This window comes from Mycobacterium sp. WMMD1722 (assembly GCF_049315205.1).
GTDB lineage: Bacteria > Actinomycetota > Actinomycetes > Mycobacteriales > Mycobacteriaceae > Mycobacterium.
Window position 1 is genome coordinate 5,321,176 of the sequence record NZ_CP186056.1, and the last position, 15,158, is coordinate 5,336,333.

At 68.6% G+C, this 15,158-nt stretch carries 17 protein-coding genes and 1 tRNA gene; 11 read left to right on the forward strand and 7 right to left on the reverse strand.

The genetic code is table 11. The features are described 5' to 3' along the window. Positions 1 to 2: 2 nt before the first annotated feature. Positions 3 to 1,220 (reverse strand): cytochrome P450, encoded by a 1,218-nt coding sequence (locus ACN27E_RS25780; protein WP_422745870.1) that lies wholly within the window; start codon positions 1,218 to 1,220, stop codon positions 3 to 5. A 182-nt stretch (positions 1,221 to 1,402) separates the two neighbouring features. Here ACN27E_RS25780 and ACN27E_RS25785 point away from each other — a divergent pair, with 182 nt between their 5' ends. From ACN27E_RS25785 to ACN27E_RS25795, 3 genes are read left to right on the forward strand one after another with little or no spacing between them, the layout of a single operon-like run. Then, complete coding sequence (locus tag ACN27E_RS25785) at positions 1,403 to 1,948, forward strand: TetR/AcrR family transcriptional regulator (protein ID WP_422745871.1); 546 nt, start codon at positions 1,403 to 1,405, stop codon at positions 1,946 to 1,948. 26 nt (positions 1,949 to 1,974) lie between these two features. Beyond that, positions 1,975 to 2,574 carry an RdgB/HAM1 family non-canonical purine NTP pyrophosphatase gene (rdgB, locus tag ACN27E_RS25790; RefSeq protein WP_422745873.1) on the forward strand — a complete coding sequence of 200 codons (600 nt, stop codon included), beginning with the start codon at positions 1,975 to 1,977 and terminating at the stop codon, positions 2,572 to 2,574. A gap of 28 nt (positions 2,575 to 2,602) precedes the next feature. After that, complete coding sequence (locus ACN27E_RS25795) at positions 2,603 to 4,069, forward strand: MFS transporter (protein WP_422745874.1); 1,467 nt, start codon at positions 2,603 to 2,605, stop codon at positions 4,067 to 4,069. Here the strand turns inward: ACN27E_RS25795 and ACN27E_RS25800 are convergent. Then, positions 4,047 to 4,394, reverse strand: a complete 348-nt coding sequence (locus tag ACN27E_RS25800) for a DUF3817 domain-containing protein (protein ID WP_422745876.1) — start codon at positions 4,392 to 4,394, stop codon at positions 4,047 to 4,049. The two genes, ACN27E_RS25795 and ACN27E_RS25800, sit on opposite strands and share 23 nt — an antisense overlap. After that, entirely contained in the window at positions 4,391 to 4,774 is a 384-nt protein-coding gene (locus ACN27E_RS25805; RefSeq protein WP_422745878.1) for a hypothetical protein, read from the reverse strand. The genes ACN27E_RS25800 and ACN27E_RS25805 overlap by 4 nt, the downstream gene beginning before the upstream one ends. A 71-nt stretch (positions 4,775 to 4,845) precedes the next feature. Here ACN27E_RS25805 and ACN27E_RS25810 point away from each other — a divergent pair. The 7 genes from ACN27E_RS25810 (at position 4,846) to ACN27E_RS25840 (ending at position 10,536) form a co-directional block, all read left to right on the forward strand. Further along, positions 4,846 to 4,929 (forward strand) — tRNA-Leu (locus ACN27E_RS25810). Positions 4,930 to 4,951: 22 nt separating this feature from the next. Continuing rightward, complete coding sequence (locus tag ACN27E_RS25815; protein WP_422745880.1) at positions 4,952 to 5,338, forward strand: DoxX family protein; 387 nt, start codon at positions 4,952 to 4,954, stop codon at positions 5,336 to 5,338. A gap of 7 nt (positions 5,339 to 5,345) precedes the next feature. Beyond that, complete coding sequence (locus ACN27E_RS25820; protein WP_422745882.1) at positions 5,346 to 5,828, forward strand: DUF309 domain-containing protein; 483 nt, start codon at positions 5,346 to 5,348, stop codon at positions 5,826 to 5,828. Positions 5,829 to 5,882: 54 nt separating this feature from the next. Then, positions 5,883 to 7,193, forward strand: a complete 1,311-nt coding sequence (locus tag ACN27E_RS25825) for an MFS transporter (RefSeq protein WP_422745883.1) — start codon at positions 5,883 to 5,885, stop codon at positions 7,191 to 7,193. A 4-nt stretch (positions 7,194 to 7,197) separates the two neighbouring features. Beyond that, positions 7,198 to 8,187: a LacI family DNA-binding transcriptional regulator gene (locus ACN27E_RS25830; protein WP_422745884.1), complete on the forward strand. Its 990-nt coding sequence runs from the start codon at positions 7,198 to 7,200 to the stop codon at positions 8,185 to 8,187. A gap of 79 nt (positions 8,188 to 8,266) precedes the next feature. Beyond that, positions 8,267 to 9,469, forward strand: coding sequence for a cytochrome P450 (locus ACN27E_RS25835; protein WP_422745885.1), 1,203 nt, complete (start codon positions 8,267 to 8,269; stop codon positions 9,467 to 9,469). Between the two features lie 53 nt (positions 9,470 to 9,522). Next, complete coding sequence (locus tag ACN27E_RS25840) at positions 9,523 to 10,536, forward strand: phosphotransferase (protein WP_422750135.1); 1,014 nt, start codon at positions 9,523 to 9,525, stop codon at positions 10,534 to 10,536. Positions 10,537 to 10,544: 8 nt separating this feature from the next. Here ACN27E_RS25840 and ACN27E_RS25845 read toward each other — a convergent pair whose 3' ends face one another. From ACN27E_RS25845 to ACN27E_RS25860, 4 genes are all read right to left on the reverse strand, one after another. Next, the gene (locus tag ACN27E_RS25845; protein ID WP_422745887.1) at positions 10,545 to 11,855 is read right to left on the reverse strand and encodes an MFS transporter; all 1,311 of its coding nucleotides are present in this window, start codon (positions 11,853 to 11,855) and stop codon (positions 10,545 to 10,547) included. 75 nt (positions 11,856 to 11,930) lie between these two features. After that, positions 11,931 to 12,233, reverse strand: a complete 303-nt coding sequence (locus tag ACN27E_RS25850; RefSeq protein WP_422745888.1) for a hypothetical protein — start codon at positions 12,231 to 12,233, stop codon at positions 11,931 to 11,933. Continuing rightward, positions 12,230 to 13,744 carry a class I adenylate-forming enzyme family protein gene (locus ACN27E_RS25855; RefSeq protein ID WP_422745890.1) on the reverse strand — a complete coding sequence of 505 codons (1,515 nt, stop codon included), beginning with the start codon at positions 13,742 to 13,744 and terminating at the stop codon, positions 12,230 to 12,232. The genes ACN27E_RS25850 and ACN27E_RS25855 overlap by 4 nt, the downstream gene beginning before the upstream one ends. Continuing rightward, the gene (locus tag ACN27E_RS25860; protein WP_422745891.1) at positions 13,741 to 14,640 is read right to left on the reverse strand and encodes an SDR family oxidoreductase; all 900 of its coding nucleotides are present in this window, start codon (positions 14,638 to 14,640) and stop codon (positions 13,741 to 13,743) included. Before ACN27E_RS25860 ends, ACN27E_RS25855 begins: the two co-directional genes overlap by 4 nt. A 214-nt stretch (positions 14,641 to 14,854) precedes the next feature. Between ACN27E_RS25860 and ACN27E_RS25865 the strand changes: the two genes are divergently transcribed. Next, positions 14,855 to 15,158, forward strand: a 304-nt coding sequence (locus ACN27E_RS25865; RefSeq protein ID WP_422745893.1) for a methylmalonyl-CoA mutase family protein, incomplete at its 3' end; no start/stop codon positions are given.

Sequence of the window (15,158 nt, forward strand, 5' to 3'; positions counted from 1 at the left end):
GCTCACCGCAGCGTCAGTCGCAGCGATTCGAGCCGGCGCACCAGCAGACTCGGCAGCCACCGTCCGACGTCGCTCGCTTCCACCGAGGCGGTCCGCTCGAGCAGCTGACCGATCACCACGGTGGCCTCCATCCGGGCCAGCGCGGCCCCCACGCAGAAGTGCACGCCTCTACCGAAGGCGACGTGGCCCTTGGCGCCCGCGCGCTGCAACCGGAAGTCGTCGGGCTCCGCGAAGTGGGACGGGTCGCGGTTGGCCGCACCCCACAGTGGGAGCAGTCGCGACCCCGCGGGCAACTCGACGCCGGCCAGTTCGGTGTCGCGGACCACGTGCCGGTAGTGGCCACGAAACGGCGGTTCGTAGCGCAGGGTCTCCTCCAGGAACGCCCCGAGTAACTTCGGTTCCGCGCGCACCTGGCGCTGAATCTCCGGACGGGTCGCCAGGATCCACGCCGCCGAACCGATCAGCGAGGCCGTCGACTCCCCACCGGCGCTGAACAGGGTGATCATCATGGCCAGCGCCGTGAGGTCAGTCAGGGTGCCGTCCGCGCATGCCGCCGCGAGATCGCCGAGGAGGTTGTCGGGCCGGTCGGCCGCAGCCCGCGCGAACTGCTCGGTGATGTAGCCGCCGAGCTCCATGACCGCGACCGCCGCGGATTCCATCTGCTCGGGCGTGACGAGACCCTCGACGACCTGGGTGGCCGCGTACCCCCACCGGATGAGCCGGTCGATGTCGGTGTCGGGCACGCCGATGATCCGGCCCACGACCATCATCGGCAGCCGGTTGGCCATCGTCGCCATCCACTCGACGGTCCCGTCGCCCGCGCCGTCCAGGATCTCGGCGGCGCTGTCGCCGATGAACGGTTTGAAGGCCTGGATGCGCCTGGCCGCCAGCTGGGGGAGCAGCGCCTTGCGGTGGACGTCGTGCGACGGTTCGTCGGCCGTGGCCAGAGCCTGTGTGGCACCGCCCAATTCGCCGACGGTGAAGGCTGTCACCTGCCCGCCGGGCTGGTACATCATGGTCGCGGTCAGGTTCGACGAGAAGACGTCGCAGCGCTGGACGGCCTCGGTGACGGCGTCGAACCCGCTGACCGCGTAGAAGTCCGAGGTCCCGATGCGGTGTACCGGTCCGTGGCCGTGCATCCGGGCGTACAGCGGATACCGGTCCTGCAGACAGCGGTCGTCGAAGAGTGCGAGACCGAGCGCGCCGTCCCCGGATGTCATGGCCCCCACGCTGACGCGGTGGGTGCGCCGGGTCAACGGGTGGCGGTGAAGTCGAAACGCCCTTCGAACGCACCGACACGTCGATGTCTCACCGCAACGCCACGAGCAGGATGAATGCTGTGGTGCTGAGCGGAATCTGTCTCAGTTCTGCGACACTGGGACTCGACTTCTCAGGGGGCGGTATGACTCGCGACGACTGGATGCTCGACGGAGACCGGCGCGCGGCCGCCGCCGAGCGGATCCACCGCGCCGCCGTCGACCTCGTGCTCGCCGACGGGCTCGACGGGCTGGACATCGACGTCCTGGCCGCGCGGCTGCACTGCTCGCGGGCGACGGTGTATCGCTACGCCGGCGGTAAGGCGGCGATCCGGGACGCGGTGCTCATGCGGTTGGCGGCCGGTGTCGTCGAGAAGGTGCGCGTCGCCGTCGAGGGGCGCAGTGGACCCGAACGGGTGATCGCGGCGATCGAGGTGGCCCTCGAACAGATCCGGGCCGATCCGATGCGCCGGCTCATGGTGGCCGGGATGAACGCGCTCGATCTGGGCGGCCTGCACGACTCGCCGCTGCTCGGACGCCTTGCCGCTGATCTGACGGGTATCACCGACGACGATCCCGAGGCCGCGCAATGGATCGTGCGGGTGGTGGTGTCGCTGGCCTACTGGCCGACCGGTGACCCGCGCACCGAGAAGCACCTGTTGCGGCGCTTCGTCGCACCGGCGTTCAGGTGAGCGATGCGATGGGCGACAATCGGCCCATGACCCGGCTCTTGGTCGCCAGCCGCAACCGCAAGAAGCTGGCCGAACTCCAGCGCGTCCTCGACGCGGCAGGCATCTCCGGGCTGACGCTGCTCTCTCTCGACGACGTCGACCGGTTCGACGAGGCCCCCGAGACGGGCGCGACGTTCGAGGAGAACGCGCTCGCCAAGGCGCGCGACGCGTACCGCGCCACCGGTATCGCCGCGCTGGCCGACGACTCCGGTATCGAGGTCGACGCGCTCAACGGCATGCCCGGGGTGCTGTCGGCCCGGTGGTCGGGCGTCCACGGTCAGGACGAATCGAACACCGCATTGCTGCTCGGGCAGCTGCGCGACGTCCCGGGTGAGCGGCGCGGCGGCGGATTCGTCTCGGCCTGCGCGCTGGTCAGCGACCGGGGTGAGGTGGTGGTGCGCGGCGTCTGGCGTGGAGCGATCGTCGATGCGCCCCGGGGCGACGGTGGCTTCGGCTATGACCCGGTGTTCCTGCCGGACGGTTCGGACCGCACCGCCGCCGAGTTGACGCCCGAGGAGAAGGACGCCGTCTCGCACCGCGGGCGTGCGCTGGCTCAGCTGGTGCCGGAGCTGCGCGCACTGGCCTGACCGGTTCGAGTTTTAGATAGACAACCTAATGGGTAGCATCCCCGTCGTGAATCGACAGGCGACGACCCATCCCGGTGTGCTCGTCGCCGTGTTGTCCGCCGCGGGCATCAGCGTGTCGTTGATGCAGACGCTGATCATCCCGCTCATCCCGGTGCTGCCCACACTCCTGAAGACCAGTGCGGACAATGCGTCGTGGGCCATCACCGCGACCCTGCTGACTGCGGCGGTCGCGACCCCGCTGTTCGGCCGGCTCGGCGACATCTACGGGCCCAAGCCGATCCTGATGCTGTGTGCGGCGCTGCTGACCGCCGGTTCGGTGGTCGCCGCGGTGAGCGACTCGCTACTCCCGGTGATCGTCGGGCGCGGCCTGCAGGGCTTCGGCATGCCGATCATCCCCCTGGGTATCAGCGTGTTGCGCGCGGCGGTCCCGCCGCAGCAGGTCGGCACGGCGATGGGTCTGATGAGCGCGTCGCTCGGGGTCGGGGGTGCGCTCGGCCTGCCGCTGTCGGCGGTGATCGCCGAGAACTTCAGCTGGCACGTCCTGTTCTGGTTCGCCGCCGGCCTGGGCGCGGCCGCGTTGGTGGCCTTCGCGGCGCTCATCCCGGCCGTGGACGCGCGCAGCCCCGACCGCGTGGACGTGGTCGGGGCGCTCGGACTGGCCGGTGGTCTGGTGACCCTGTTGCTGGGCATCTCGAAGGGCCAGACGTGGGGATGGTCCAGTGCCGCAACGCTGAGCATGTTCGTCGCCTCGCCGGTGATCTTCGTGCTGTTCGGTTGGTGGCAGTTGCGCGCCCGCTCGCCGATCGTCGATCTGCGTACCACGGCGCGCCGGCCCGTGCTGACGACGAACCTGGCCTCGGTCGGCGTCGGCTTCGGGCTCTTCGCGCTCTCCCTGGTTGCCCCGCAGGTGCTGGAGTTGCCGGAGCAGACCGGCTACGGGCTCGGCCAGTCGATGCTGCACACCGGCCTGTGGATGGCGCCCGGCGGGTTGGCCATGATGGTGTCCGCCCCGCTCGCGGCCCGGATCGCGGCGCGGCGCGGACCCCGCTCGACGCTGGTCGCCGGATGCGCGATCATCGCCGCGTCCTACGTCGGCGGGCTGTGGTTGCTGGACAGTCCCATCGAGGTGCTGATGCTCAATGTCCTGGTCAGCGTCGGGGTCGGGTTCGCCTTCGCATCGCTGCCCGCGCTGATCAACGCGGCGGTGCCGGTGACCGAGACGGCGGCGGCCAACGGGATCAACGCGTTGGCTCGCTCACTGGGCACGTCGATCTCCAGTGCGGTGATGGGTGCGGTGCTCGCCGGGATGACGACGTCGTTCGCCGGCCAGCTCGTGCCGTCGCTGGCCGGCTTCCACGCGGCGCTGATGATCGCCGCCTGTGCGGCCGCCCTGGCCGGGGTGATCGCGCTGATGATCCCGCAGCCGAGCTCCGATTCCGCGCCGGGCGTCGCCGACTCGGTCGGAGAACTCGTCAGATCCCGTACCGCTCCTTGAACACGCGGCTCTGCCGCTGCTCGACGATGATGCCGAGCAGTGGGATGGTGCCGGCCAGCAGGATGCCGACCGTCTTGGCGATCGGCCAGCGGACCTTCACCGCCAGATTCGCGGTCACGAGCAGATAGGCGAAATACACCCAGCCGTGGATGGGCGCGACCAGCCACAGGAAGGGCCAGTCGACCTTGACGATGTATTTGAGCACCATCTCGGCGCACAGCACGATGAGCCAGATGCCGGTGGCCCAGGCGAGCACCCGGTAGTTGCGGACGGCCTTGCGGATCGTCTCGATCGACACGCCCGCGGGCGTCGGCGATGCGGTCATGAGGGGGTTCTGCCTTCGTTGTCGGCTTCGGCGAGGTTCGCCAGATATGCGTTGTACTCGCGCAGTGCCGGGTCGTCGGCCCCGTCGTCGGGAGTCCGGGTGATGGTCGGCCGCTCGGGCAGCAGGCCGGCCGGCAGTTCGGTCACCTCATCGGCCCGGCGCGGTTCGGGCGGCGATTCCTCGTAGCGGACGAACTTGAAATACGCGTAGAAGCAGAAGACCGCGAACGCCGGCCACTGCAGTGCGTAGCCCAGGTTCTGGAAGCTACCCGAGGTCGACTCCCAACGGGTCCACTGCCACCAGGCCAGCGCCAGGCAGCCGGCCGCGGCGACCACGACCAGCATGATGAGCGCAGGCCTCCTACGCCGTGTAGTGGACACGCTCCCACGGTACCGCCTGGTCCGCGGCCGCAGCGCCCACCACCGCGCGGGCGGTAAGGTGGGCTCGCCTCGCGGGCGTGGTGGAATTGGCAGACACCCGGGCTTTAGGTGCCCGTGTTCGAAAGAGCGTGAGGGTTCGAGTCCCTCCGCCCGCACTTGATCCGATCGTTGTTCCGCATGCTGCTGGGCGTCATGCTCGGCTACGCCGGTGTCGCGCATCTGAGCTTCGCCCGCACCGAGTTCCAGGCGCAGGTGCCCGGATGGCTCCCGCTCGACGCCGATTTCGTCGTCCTCGCCTCGGGTGTGGTGGAGATCGTCCTCGGTGCGGCGCTGGTCCTGCTCGGCCGCTGGCGGGTTGCGCTCGGGTGGCTCGCCGCGGCGTTCTTCGTGGCGGTCTTCCCCGGCAACATCTCGCAGTTCGTCACGCACACCGACGCGTTCGGTCTGGACTCCGATCGAGCGCGGGCGATCCGGTTGCTGTTCCAACCGCTGTTGGTGATCTGGGCCCTGTGGGCGACCGGGGCATGGGCGGCGTGGCGGCGCCCTGACACCGGAAGCGCATGATGGACCGATGGCCGATCGGGATCGCGACGACGAGGGCCGGCCGCGCAACACCCGCCCCCGCGACGCGTTGGGCCGTCCGCTGCCGCCGGGCAGCACCGGCGTCGACCGTATTCCCGACGACCTCCACCTCGCGCCCGCCGAATCGCTGACCTACGCCCAGGAACTCCTCGACGGCGGCCGGGCTTTCCACGCCCATGAAGTGCTCGAGGCGGCCTGGAAGGACGGTCCGGCGGGGGAGAAGCCGCTGTGGCAGGGGCTGGCCCAGTTGATGGTCGGCATCACCCACATCCAGCGGGGCAACCGTCGCGGCGCGCGCACCCTGCTGAGCCGTGGAGCCGAGCGGATCGCACCGTACCGGTCGGCGGGCCCGTATCGCATCGACGTCTCCGGGCTGATCGACCACGCGACGGCGCTCGTCGCCGCCCTCGACGCAGGCGCCGACATCGACGCCGCGCGGCTACGGCCCCGGCTGGTCGACACCAACTGCTAAGCGCCCTGCTCAACGGCCGCTTATGCGGGTAAGTCCGGGTAGCGTCTCACCGTCATGGAGGACAACACGGCCCGTGGCGCCGCGGTGCGCAAAGCCATCACCGGCGCGTCCATCGGCAACGCCGTCGAGTGGTTCGACTTCGCCATCTATGGCTTCCTGGCCACCTTCATCGCCGCGAACTTCTTCCCGTCCGGTGACGACACCGCCGCCCTGCTCAACACTTTCGCGATCTTCGCCGCGGCGTTTCTGGTCCGCCCGCTGGGTGGATTCGTCTTCGGACCGCTCGGTGACCGCATCGGTCGCCAGAAGGTGCTCGCCGTGGTCATCCTGCTGATGTCGGCCGCCACACTCGGCATCGGCCTGCTGCCCACCTACGCGACCATCGGTGTCGCGGCGCCGCTGCTGCTGTTGCTACTGCGCTGTGTGCAGGGCTTCTCCGCAGGCGGCGAATACGGCGGTGGTGCAGTCTATCTCGCTGAATACGCCCGCGACGGCAGGCGCGGGTTGACCGTGACGTTCATCGCCTGGTCCGGGGTGCTCGGGTTCCTGCTCGGATCGGTGACCGTCACCCTGCTACAGGCGCTGCTGCCCGCCGAGGCGATGGAGAGCTACGGCTGGCGCATCCCTTTCCTCATCGCCGCACCGCTGGGGCTGGTCGGTCTCTACATCCGTCTGCGCTTGGATGACACGCCGCAGTTCGAGGCACTCAGCCGGGCCGACCACGTCGCCACCTCGCCGCTACGTGAGGCCACGACCACGGCCTGGCGGCCGATCCTGCAGGTGATCGGGCTGTTCATCGTGTTCAACGTCGGCTACTACGTGGTGTTCACCTTCCTGCCCACGTACTTCATCAGGACGCTGCAGTTCAGCAAGACGGTGTCGTTCGTGTCGATCACGCTGGCGAGTCTGGTCGCGCTGGTGCTGATCCTCCCGCTGGCGACGCTGTCGGACCGGGTGGGCCGACGGCCGCTGCTCCTCGGCGGGGCGGCGGCCTACATCGTCCTGGCCTATCCGCTGTTCGTCTTGCTGAACTCGGGGTCGGTGGTCGCCGCGGTCGCCGCGCACTGCCTCCTCGCCGCGATCGAGTCGGTGTACGTGTCGGCGGCGGTGACCGCGGGCGTGGAGCTGTTCGCGACGCGGGTCCGCTACAGCGGGTTCTCGATCGGCTACAACATCTCGGTGGCCGCGTTCGGCGGCACCACCCCGTACGTGGTGACCTGGCTGACCTCGACGTCCGGCAACCGACTCGCGCCGGCGCTGTATCTGAGCGTCGCGGCCGTCGTATCGCTGGGCGCGCTGCTCACCGTGGCCGAGACCGCCGGCCGGCCGCTGGCCACGACGGGCGGGGTGGACGTGCGACGATGATTCGGTGAGCGCCAGGGGATCGGCCCGGCCGACCAAGGCCGACGTGGCCCGACTGGCCGGGGTGTCGACAGCCACCGTCAGTTATGTGCTCAACAACGTTGCCTCGCAACGTATTTCCACTCGGACCCGCGACGCGGTCCGCGATGCCGCGAGAACGCTGGGATACCGTCCAAACCTCGCGGCGCGAAATCTGGCGGTGGGCGGCAGCGGCGTCGTGCTCTACATCGTGCCACGGCTGTCCCTCGGTGAGCTCCTCATGGAGGTGGGCAGCCGGCTGACCACCGCCCTGGCTCGGCACGGCATCGTGTTGTCGCTGCAGTTCGAGACTGACGACGACCGCAACGTCGTCGACGCCATCAACGATCTCAACCCACTGGCGGTCGCCGGCGTCTTCCCCCTGACCGGGCCGGCACGGGCCGCCGCCGACGCGGCCGGGATCCCGCAGATCCACCTCGGCAGTGCCCAGCTGCGTGCACTCGGCGAACTCCACCTGTCGATCGGCGAACTTCGGATCAAGCATCTCGTCTCCCGCGGTCACCGGCGCATCGCGTTCGCCTATTCGGATGTCCCGCAACTGCGGGCGCTGGGCGACTACTGGCTCGAGGGGCTGCGCATCGCCGCGCGGCGGCGCGGGCTGCCCGAACTGGCGGTCGACACCCTCATCAGTGACGGCGCCAACGCCGCAGTCGTGGTGTCCCGGTGGGTGGCCGATGACGTGACCGCCGTCTGCGCCCAGAGCGACGAGACGGCGTTCGTGGCCCTGCACGGTGTGCGCGAGGCGGGACTGCGGTGCCCGGCCGATCTCGCCGTCCTCGGTGTGGACGCCCGGCCGCTGGGCGCGGTCGCCGGCCCACCGCTGAGTTCGGTCGCCTTCGACGCGGAGGTGATCGTCGACGTCGCGGTTGCGGCGATGATGACGGCCCTGGGGCTACCGGCCGAGCCGGAATCCAGCCCGGGTGACGTCGCGAGGCTGATTCAGCGCGCCTCCACCTGAGGATTACATTCGAGCCCGCTGATGTCACTATTATCGTGCACTTACGCGTGTAATCTCTGCGCGGAGAGAGGTGATAGCCGTGACCGTGAGCGCCAGCCCCGACATCTACTTCGATCCCTACGATGTGGAACTGAACGCCGATCCGTACCCGATGTTCAAGCGGCTGCGGGAAGAGGCGCCGCTGTACTACAACACCCAGCACGACTTCTTCGCCGTCAGTCGCTACGCCGACGTATGCGAAGCGCTGGTCGATCACGAGACCTACAGTTCGGCGCGCGGTGCGATCGTCGAACTGATCAAAGCCAACATCGACATTCCGCCTGGCACGGTGATCTTCGAGGACCCGCCGATCCACGACGTGCACCGCAAGCTGCTGGCGCGAATGTTCACCCCGCGCAAGGTCAACGCGCTGGAACCGAGAATCCGAGAGTTCTGCGCGCAGAGCCTCGATCCGCTGGTCGGGTCCGGCGGCTTCGACTTCATCGCCGACTTCGGCGCGCAGATGCCGATGAAGGTGATCAGTTCACTGCTGGGCATCCCGGAGGACGACCAGGAGATGATCCGCGACTATGGCAACGCCCAGCTGCGCACCCAGGCGGGCAAGCCGATGGCCGCCGCCGAACGGGGCATGGTGGCCGGTGAGGTGTTCGAGGCATACATCGACTGGCGTACTGACCACCCGTCCGACGACATCATGACCGACCTGCTCAACGTGGTCTTCACCGACGAGAACGGCGTCGAACGCCGGCTGCGTCGCGACGAGCTCCTCGTCTACCTCAACGTCGTCGCCGGCGCCGGCAACGAGACGACCACCCGGCTGATCGGCTGGGCGGCCAAGGTGCTCGCCGAACATCCCGAGCAGCGCCGCGAACTGGTCGACAATCCGGCGTTGATCCCCTTGGCGGTCGAGGAGTTGCTGCGCTTCGAGCCGCCCGCTCCGCACGTGGCCCGTTACGTCACCCGCGACGTCGACGTCCACGGACAGACGGTGCCGGCGGGCAGTGTGATGATGATGCTCATCGGCGCGGCCGTCCGCGATCATCGGCAGTTCCCGCCGGACGGCGACGTCTTCGACATCCACCGCGAACCGCGTCAGCATCTCGCGTTCAGCGTCGGCACGCACTACTGCCTCGGTTCGGCGCTGGCGCGGCTGGAGGGCCGCATCGCGCTGGAGGAGATCCTCAAGCGGTTCCCCGAGTGGGACGTCGACCTCGCCAACGCCAGAATCTCACCGACATCGACTGTGCGAGGCTGGGATTCGATGCCTGCGGTGTTGCGGTGACCAGCGTCGAGCTCGCCGTCCCGCGGGACTGGGAGGAGATCACCCCGCAATGGATGACCGCGGCGCTGTCGAAGCGACACCCCGATGTGGTCGTCGACGCGGTCACCGTCGAATTGCGTGACGACGGGACCAACCGGCGGGCCCGGCTGGGGCTGACCTATGCGACGGGCGACGGTCCCGCGACGGTTTTCGTCAAGGCGGTCGATCCGGCGCATCGGGATCTGGTGCGCCTGACCAGTGGGCTGTTCCATGAACCGCGACTGTTCACCTCAGGTGTCGAACTGCCGCTGGAACATCCGACGGTCTACGCCGCGCTGATCGATGAACAGGCCGAGGACTTCATCCTGGTCATGGAAGATCTGACCGCCCGCGGCGCTGATCCGCGCGACGCCACCCGACCGCTGACCGTCGAACAGGCCGCCACCGGGGTGCGTGGTCTGGCACGGATGCACGGCCGATTCTGGGGGCGGGTCACCGATGACCCGGCGCTCGGCTGGCTGGAACCCTTCGTCCCGTGGGACGGTATGGGAGCCGCGCCGCTGCAGGAGGCGCTCAACCGCCTCGGTGACGTCGCCCCCGACGAGGTCATGTCACTGACCATCGAGCGGCTGATCGACGGGATCTGGAAGCCCTACATCACCACGCTGACCAGCACCACACAGACGCTGCTGCACGGGGATCCACACATCGGCAACACGTACCTGCTGCCGTCGGATGAGGTGGGGTTCCTGGACTGGCAGGTCGCCCGGCGGGGCAACTGGTCGCTGGATCTGGGTTATTTCCTCCAGGGCGCATTGACCATCGCGGACCGCCGCTCGGCCGAACGGCAGCTGATCGAGGAGTACCGCGACGCGCTGGACCTGCCCGCCGCCGAGATCCCCTCCCTCGACGACATCTGGCTGCGCTACCGGGCGTCGGTCGCACACGGACTGACGTTGTGGCTGTGCACCGCCAGCGCGGGCGAACTATGGCAGCGGCCGGATATCGCCGTCGCACTGGCGCAACGGTATTCAGCCGCTTACGCCGATCTGCACACCGCCGAGGCGATCACCGACATCACCGGTTAGCGCAGCATTCAGACTTGCCTGCGCAACGGCCGTCGCGAGGTCTCCCGCATGGTCAGGATCGTCGCCAACGAGATCACCGCGGCGACGATCACGTAGTAGGCGGGCGCGAGCGGGTTGCCGGTGCGGTCGGTCAGCCACGTCGCGACGTAGGGTGCGGTTCCACCGAACAGCGCGACCGAGGCGTTGTAGCCGATCGAATAGCCGCTGGAGCGCACCTTGGTGGCGAACAGTTCGGCGCCCGCCGCGAGCGAGGTCGAGACGAACAGCGCCTCCAGCGCGGCCAGCCCCGCGTGCCCGGCCACCGCTGCCGGCAGCGACCCGGAGGTCAGCAGCAGGAACAGTGGGTAGGCGAACACCGCGAAAGCTGTTGCACCGCAGATGAGCACGGGCTTGCGCCCGATGCGGTCCGACAGCGCGCCCAGCGGGAGGATCAGTACCAGACCGACCACACTGGCCACGGTGATCGAGATGAACGCGTCGGTCTTCGAAAATCCCAGGGTCTCGGTGAAATAGCTGGGCAGGAAGGTGTACACCGTGTAGAAGCCGACGTTGTGGATGACCACCAGACCGGCGATCTGCAGGATCGGTCTCCACGACGTGGTGACCGCGTCGCGCAACGGTGACGTCGACACCTCACCTGATTCCCGCAACTGTTCGAATTCCGGCGTGTCACCCAGACGCAGCCTGATGTAGAGGCCGACGCCGCCGAGCGCCCCGGCGAGCAGGAACGGGATTCGCCAGCCGTAGGCGTCCATCGCCGATTCGCTGAGCATCGCCTCGAGCGCCGTGACGGTGATCGAGCCGAGCAGGAATCCGATGACGACCGACCACACCAGGAAGGACACCACGAAGCCGCGGTGGCGGTCGGGCGCGTATTCGGCGAGAAAGCAGGCGCCGCTGCCGTATTCGCCGCCGGCGGAAAACCCCTGCAGACAGCGCAGCAGAAGCAGCAGGATCGGCGCGAACACCCCGATGGTGTCGTAGCTGGGCACCAGACCGATGGCCAGCGTCGAACCCGACATCAGCAGGATCACCAGGGCGAGCACCCGCTGGCGGCCGATGCGGTCGCCGAGCGGGCCGAAGAAGAAACCGCCGAGCGGCCGCATGAAGAAGGCGGCGGCGAAGATGGCGAAGGTGTTGAGCAGCGCCGCGGTGTCATCGCCGGAAGGGAAGAACTTGTCGGCGATGTAGGAGGCGAGAAAGCCGTAGATGGCGAAGTCGAACCATTCCACGGTGTTACCGACCGACGCGCCACGGATCGCTCGGCGCAGTTCGGCTGGTGGGGCGTCGCGGCGCTTACTTCCTTCGGCGATGGTCATGGCAGCTCCCCGGATGGTGTGAAGCTGTGCATTCCCGATCGCGCCGGGAAATCAACATCCCGGCGCGTCAGCTGCTCAGTCGCTGGCTGGCAGTGGCTTGGCCTCCTTGAGGCTCAGCGCAGTCCCGCCGACCGACAGCGTGCCCTGACCGGCCTTGGTGACCAGGACCTCCGCGCCGCTTTCGTCGACGTAGCGCTTACCCATCACGGATCCGCCGCCGAAGGCCGGGTCCAGCGCGACATCGTCGGACTTCGGTGCGTCCAGCGCGACCATCGGCACCCCGCCGGCCCGTAGGTCGTCGAGGCTGTCGGCGCTGCGCACGACGATCACCTGGGTGTCGCACACCTGACTCTGCAGGCGCGTGCCGTTCTTGATCATGCGGGCTCCTTCGTGGGTTCGTCGGCGGCGGCGTGCAATTCTCGGATCAGCTCGCGGCGCAAGACTTTACCGGTGGCATTGGTGGGCAGTTCTTCGCGGAAGACCACCCGGTCGGGGGTCCGCGAGCCACGCAGGTGCCTGCGTACGTGACGACGCAGATCGTCGGCGTCGGGCGACGCGCCGGGGCGGGGCACCACGACGGCGACGATGATCTGTCCCCATTCGGGGTCCTCGGGTCCGACCACCGCGACGTCGCGGACGTCCGGATGCTCCACGAGGACGTCCTCGATCTCGGCCGGTGCGATGTTCTCTCCGCCCCGGATGATCGTGTCGTCGAACCGGCCGCCGATGAACAGGTAGCCGTCCGCATCCAGGGCGGCGACATCCTTGGTCGGAAACCAGCCCTCGGCGTCGAGCACTGAGCCGATCTCGGTGTAGCGCCCGGAGACCTGATCGCCGCGCACGAACAGCTCACCGGTCTGCCCCGGCCCCAGGACCGTCCCGTCCTCGGCGCGGATCTGCACCTCGACGCCCGGTACCACCTGGCCCACCGATCCGAGCCGTCGGATCACCGCATCCTCGTCGGAGTCCAGTGCGGCACGGTGATCCTCCGGGCCGAGCACCGCGATCGTGGAGCTGGTCTCGGTGAGCCCGTAGGCATTGACGAAGCCCACCCCCGGCAGCAGTTCCAGAGCCCTGCGTACCAGCGGCAGCGCCACCTTCGACCCGCCGTAGGCCAGGTTGCGCAGCGTGGGCAGCGCGACCGGCTCGTGGGCCAGCGCGGTCACGATCCGGTCGAGCATGGTGGGCACCACGGTCGCGGTGGTGACCCCCTCGCTGCGGACCAGCCGGATCCACTCGCGGGCGTCGAAGTGGCGCAGGTACACCATCTTCCGACCGGCGTACAGATTCGACATCGCCGCCCCGACGCCCGCGATGTGGTACGGCGGTACACAGATCAGCGCGGCGTCGGCGGGGTCGGCGGAGGCGAATTCGACGGTTCCGGTGACGTAGCTGGTGAGGTTGTTGTGCGTCAGCTCGACGGCTTTGGGTCGCGATGTGGTGCCGGAGGTGAACAACACCACCGCGACAGCGTCGGGGTCGGCGAATTCGGCGGCCGGCTCGGCCTGCCGTGCGGCGGTGAGGAAGTCAGCGGAGTCGATGACGGGCCGTCCGGACCCGGCGACCATGTCGCGGTACTCGGTGTCGGCGATCACCAGCGGATCCGGCAGCCGCCCGATCAGCTCACTCAGGCCCTCGGCGCTCAGGCGGTAGTTCAGCGGAGTGAAGGGGACCGCCGCGCGCGCGGAGGCGAAGATGAGCAGTGGCAGCAGCGCACCGCCGGTGCCGACGTAGACGACATGCGCCGCTCCGGAGCCGGCGATGGCACCGGCTCCGCCGTCGGCCAGCGTGCTCAGCTCGTCTGTGCTCAGCCGTAGATCGTCGCAAACCACGGCCGTGCGGTCGGGCCCGGCCGACACCGCCATCTCCAGCAGCAGCGAGATACTCATACCCCGGCCGCTGCCTTGTCCACGTTCACTTCCACGCCCTTGTCCACGTATTCGTCGACGAAGATGTCGAGGGTCGGACGGTCGCCGCCGCCGTAGCGGGCGAGGTCCGTCACGCCGGCCTCGGTCAGCACCGCGGAGTCGATGTAGCACCGTCCGGTCGCTTCCCGGGCGGGGCGCGACAGCACCTCGACTGCGGCGTCGGCCATGATCTCAGGGCTCCTCGCCGACTCGAGCGCCTGCTGCCCGTCGGCCATGTTCGCCACGGCGGAGGTGGCGATGTAGGTCTCGGGCCACAGGCAGTTGCAGGCGATACCGGCGTCGCGGTACTCCTCGGCCCAGCCCAGCGTCAGCAGCGTCATGCCGTATTTGGACAGGGTGTAGGCCGGATGCGCGCCGAGCCAGTGCGGGCTGGTGTTCAGCGGCGGCGCCAGGGTCAGCACATGCGGATTCGAGGACGCGCGAAGGTGGGGCAGCGCCGCCTGGGTCAGCAGAAAGGTCCCGCGCACATTGATGTCCATCATCAGGTCGAACTTCTTGACCCTGAGGTGTTCGGTCGTCTCCGTGGCGATGGCGCTGGCGTTGTTCACCACGATGTCCACCCCGCCGAAGTGTTCGACGGCCGTGTCGACGGCGCGCTGCACATCGTCTTCCTCGCGGACGTCGCCCACCACGGCGACGGCCCGGCCGCCTACGGCCTCGATCTCGGCGACCGCGGTATGCACGGTGCCCGGCAGCTTGGGATGGGGTTCGGCCGTCTTGGCCAGCAGAACGATTTCGGCACCGGCCTTGGCGGCGCCGAGCGCGATGGCCAGTCCGATGCCGCGGCTGCCCCCGGACACCACCAGGGTGCGGTCGGACAGCGCTCGCTGGCCGGACGCCCCGTTTTCGCTGGGCAATGGACCTCCTCGACTCGCCCTCGATGGTATTGCCATTCTCATTATCTGCAAGTGGCGTAATCACCGATTGTGTCGCACCGCTCGTCGAGGTGAAACGCGGGGTCGACCGCACCGTGCCCCGGTCGCCGCGGTCCCATCCGGCACCGGCTCCTAGCGGGCGTTTCCCTGTAAGCGGTATTGGCATTCTCATTTTTTGCAAGTACGTTATCCATCGATGAGCGACCTCGTGCAGACCTCCTCGGGCATACCGCTCGAACCCGTGTACGGGCCGGGCGATCGCGAACACGAACCGCCGGCGCCCGGCGCCTATCCGTTCACCCGGGGCAACTTCGCGTCCGGGTACCGCGGCAAGCTGTGGACGTTCCGGCAGTATTCCGGGTTCGGCACTGCCGAAGAGTCGAATCGCCGATACCGCTACCTGCTGGATCAGGGTGGCACCGGGCTTTCGGTGGCACTGGATCTGCCGACCCAGTGCGGCTACGACTCCGACGATCCGGAGTACGGCGAAGAGGTGGGCC

What these genes read in the sequence shown, in the direction of transcription:
- ACN27E_RS25850 (WP_422745888.1), bottom strand. Translation starts at nt 12,233, where the DNA reads ATGATCAAGAACGGCACGCGCCTGCAGAGTCAGGTGTGCGACACCCAG.
- ACN27E_RS25815 (WP_422745880.1), top strand. Translation starts at nt 4,952, where the DNA reads ATGCTGCTGGGCGTCATGCTCGGCTACGCCGGTGTCGCGCATCTGAGC.
- rdgB (WP_422745873.1), top strand. Translation starts at nt 1,975, where the DNA reads ATGACCCGGCTCTTGGTCGCCAGCCGCAACCGCAAGAAGCTGGCCGAA.
- ACN27E_RS25855 (WP_422745890.1), bottom strand. Translation starts at nt 13,744, where the DNA reads ATGAGTATCTCGCTGCTGCTGGAGATGGCGGTGTCGGCCGGGCCCGAC.
- ACN27E_RS25800 (WP_422745876.1), bottom strand. Translation starts at nt 4,394, where the DNA reads ATGACCGCATCGCCGACGCCCGCGGGCGTGTCGATCGAGACGATCCGC.
- ACN27E_RS25780 (WP_422745870.1), bottom strand. Translation starts at nt 1,220, where the DNA reads ATGACATCCGGGGACGGCGCGCTCGGTCTCGCACTCTTCGACGACCGC.
- ACN27E_RS25820 (WP_422745882.1), top strand. Translation starts at nt 5,346, where the DNA reads ATGGCCGATCGGGATCGCGACGACGAGGGCCGGCCGCGCAACACCCGC.
- ACN27E_RS25840 (WP_422750135.1), top strand. Translation starts at nt 9,523, where the DNA reads ATGACCGCGGCGCTGTCGAAGCGACACCCCGATGTGGTCGTCGACGCG.
- ACN27E_RS25825 (WP_422745883.1), top strand. Translation starts at nt 5,883, where the DNA reads ATGGAGGACAACACGGCCCGTGGCGCCGCGGTGCGCAAAGCCATCACC.
- ACN27E_RS25795 (WP_422745874.1), top strand. Translation starts at nt 2,603, where the DNA reads ATGGGTAGCATCCCCGTCGTGAATCGACAGGCGACGACCCATCCCGGT.
- ACN27E_RS25845 (WP_422745887.1), bottom strand. Translation starts at nt 11,855, where the DNA reads ATGACCATCGCCGAAGGAAGTAAGCGCCGCGACGCCCCACCAGCCGAA.
- ACN27E_RS25785 (WP_422745871.1), top strand. Translation starts at nt 1,403, where the DNA reads ATGACTCGCGACGACTGGATGCTCGACGGAGACCGGCGCGCGGCCGCC.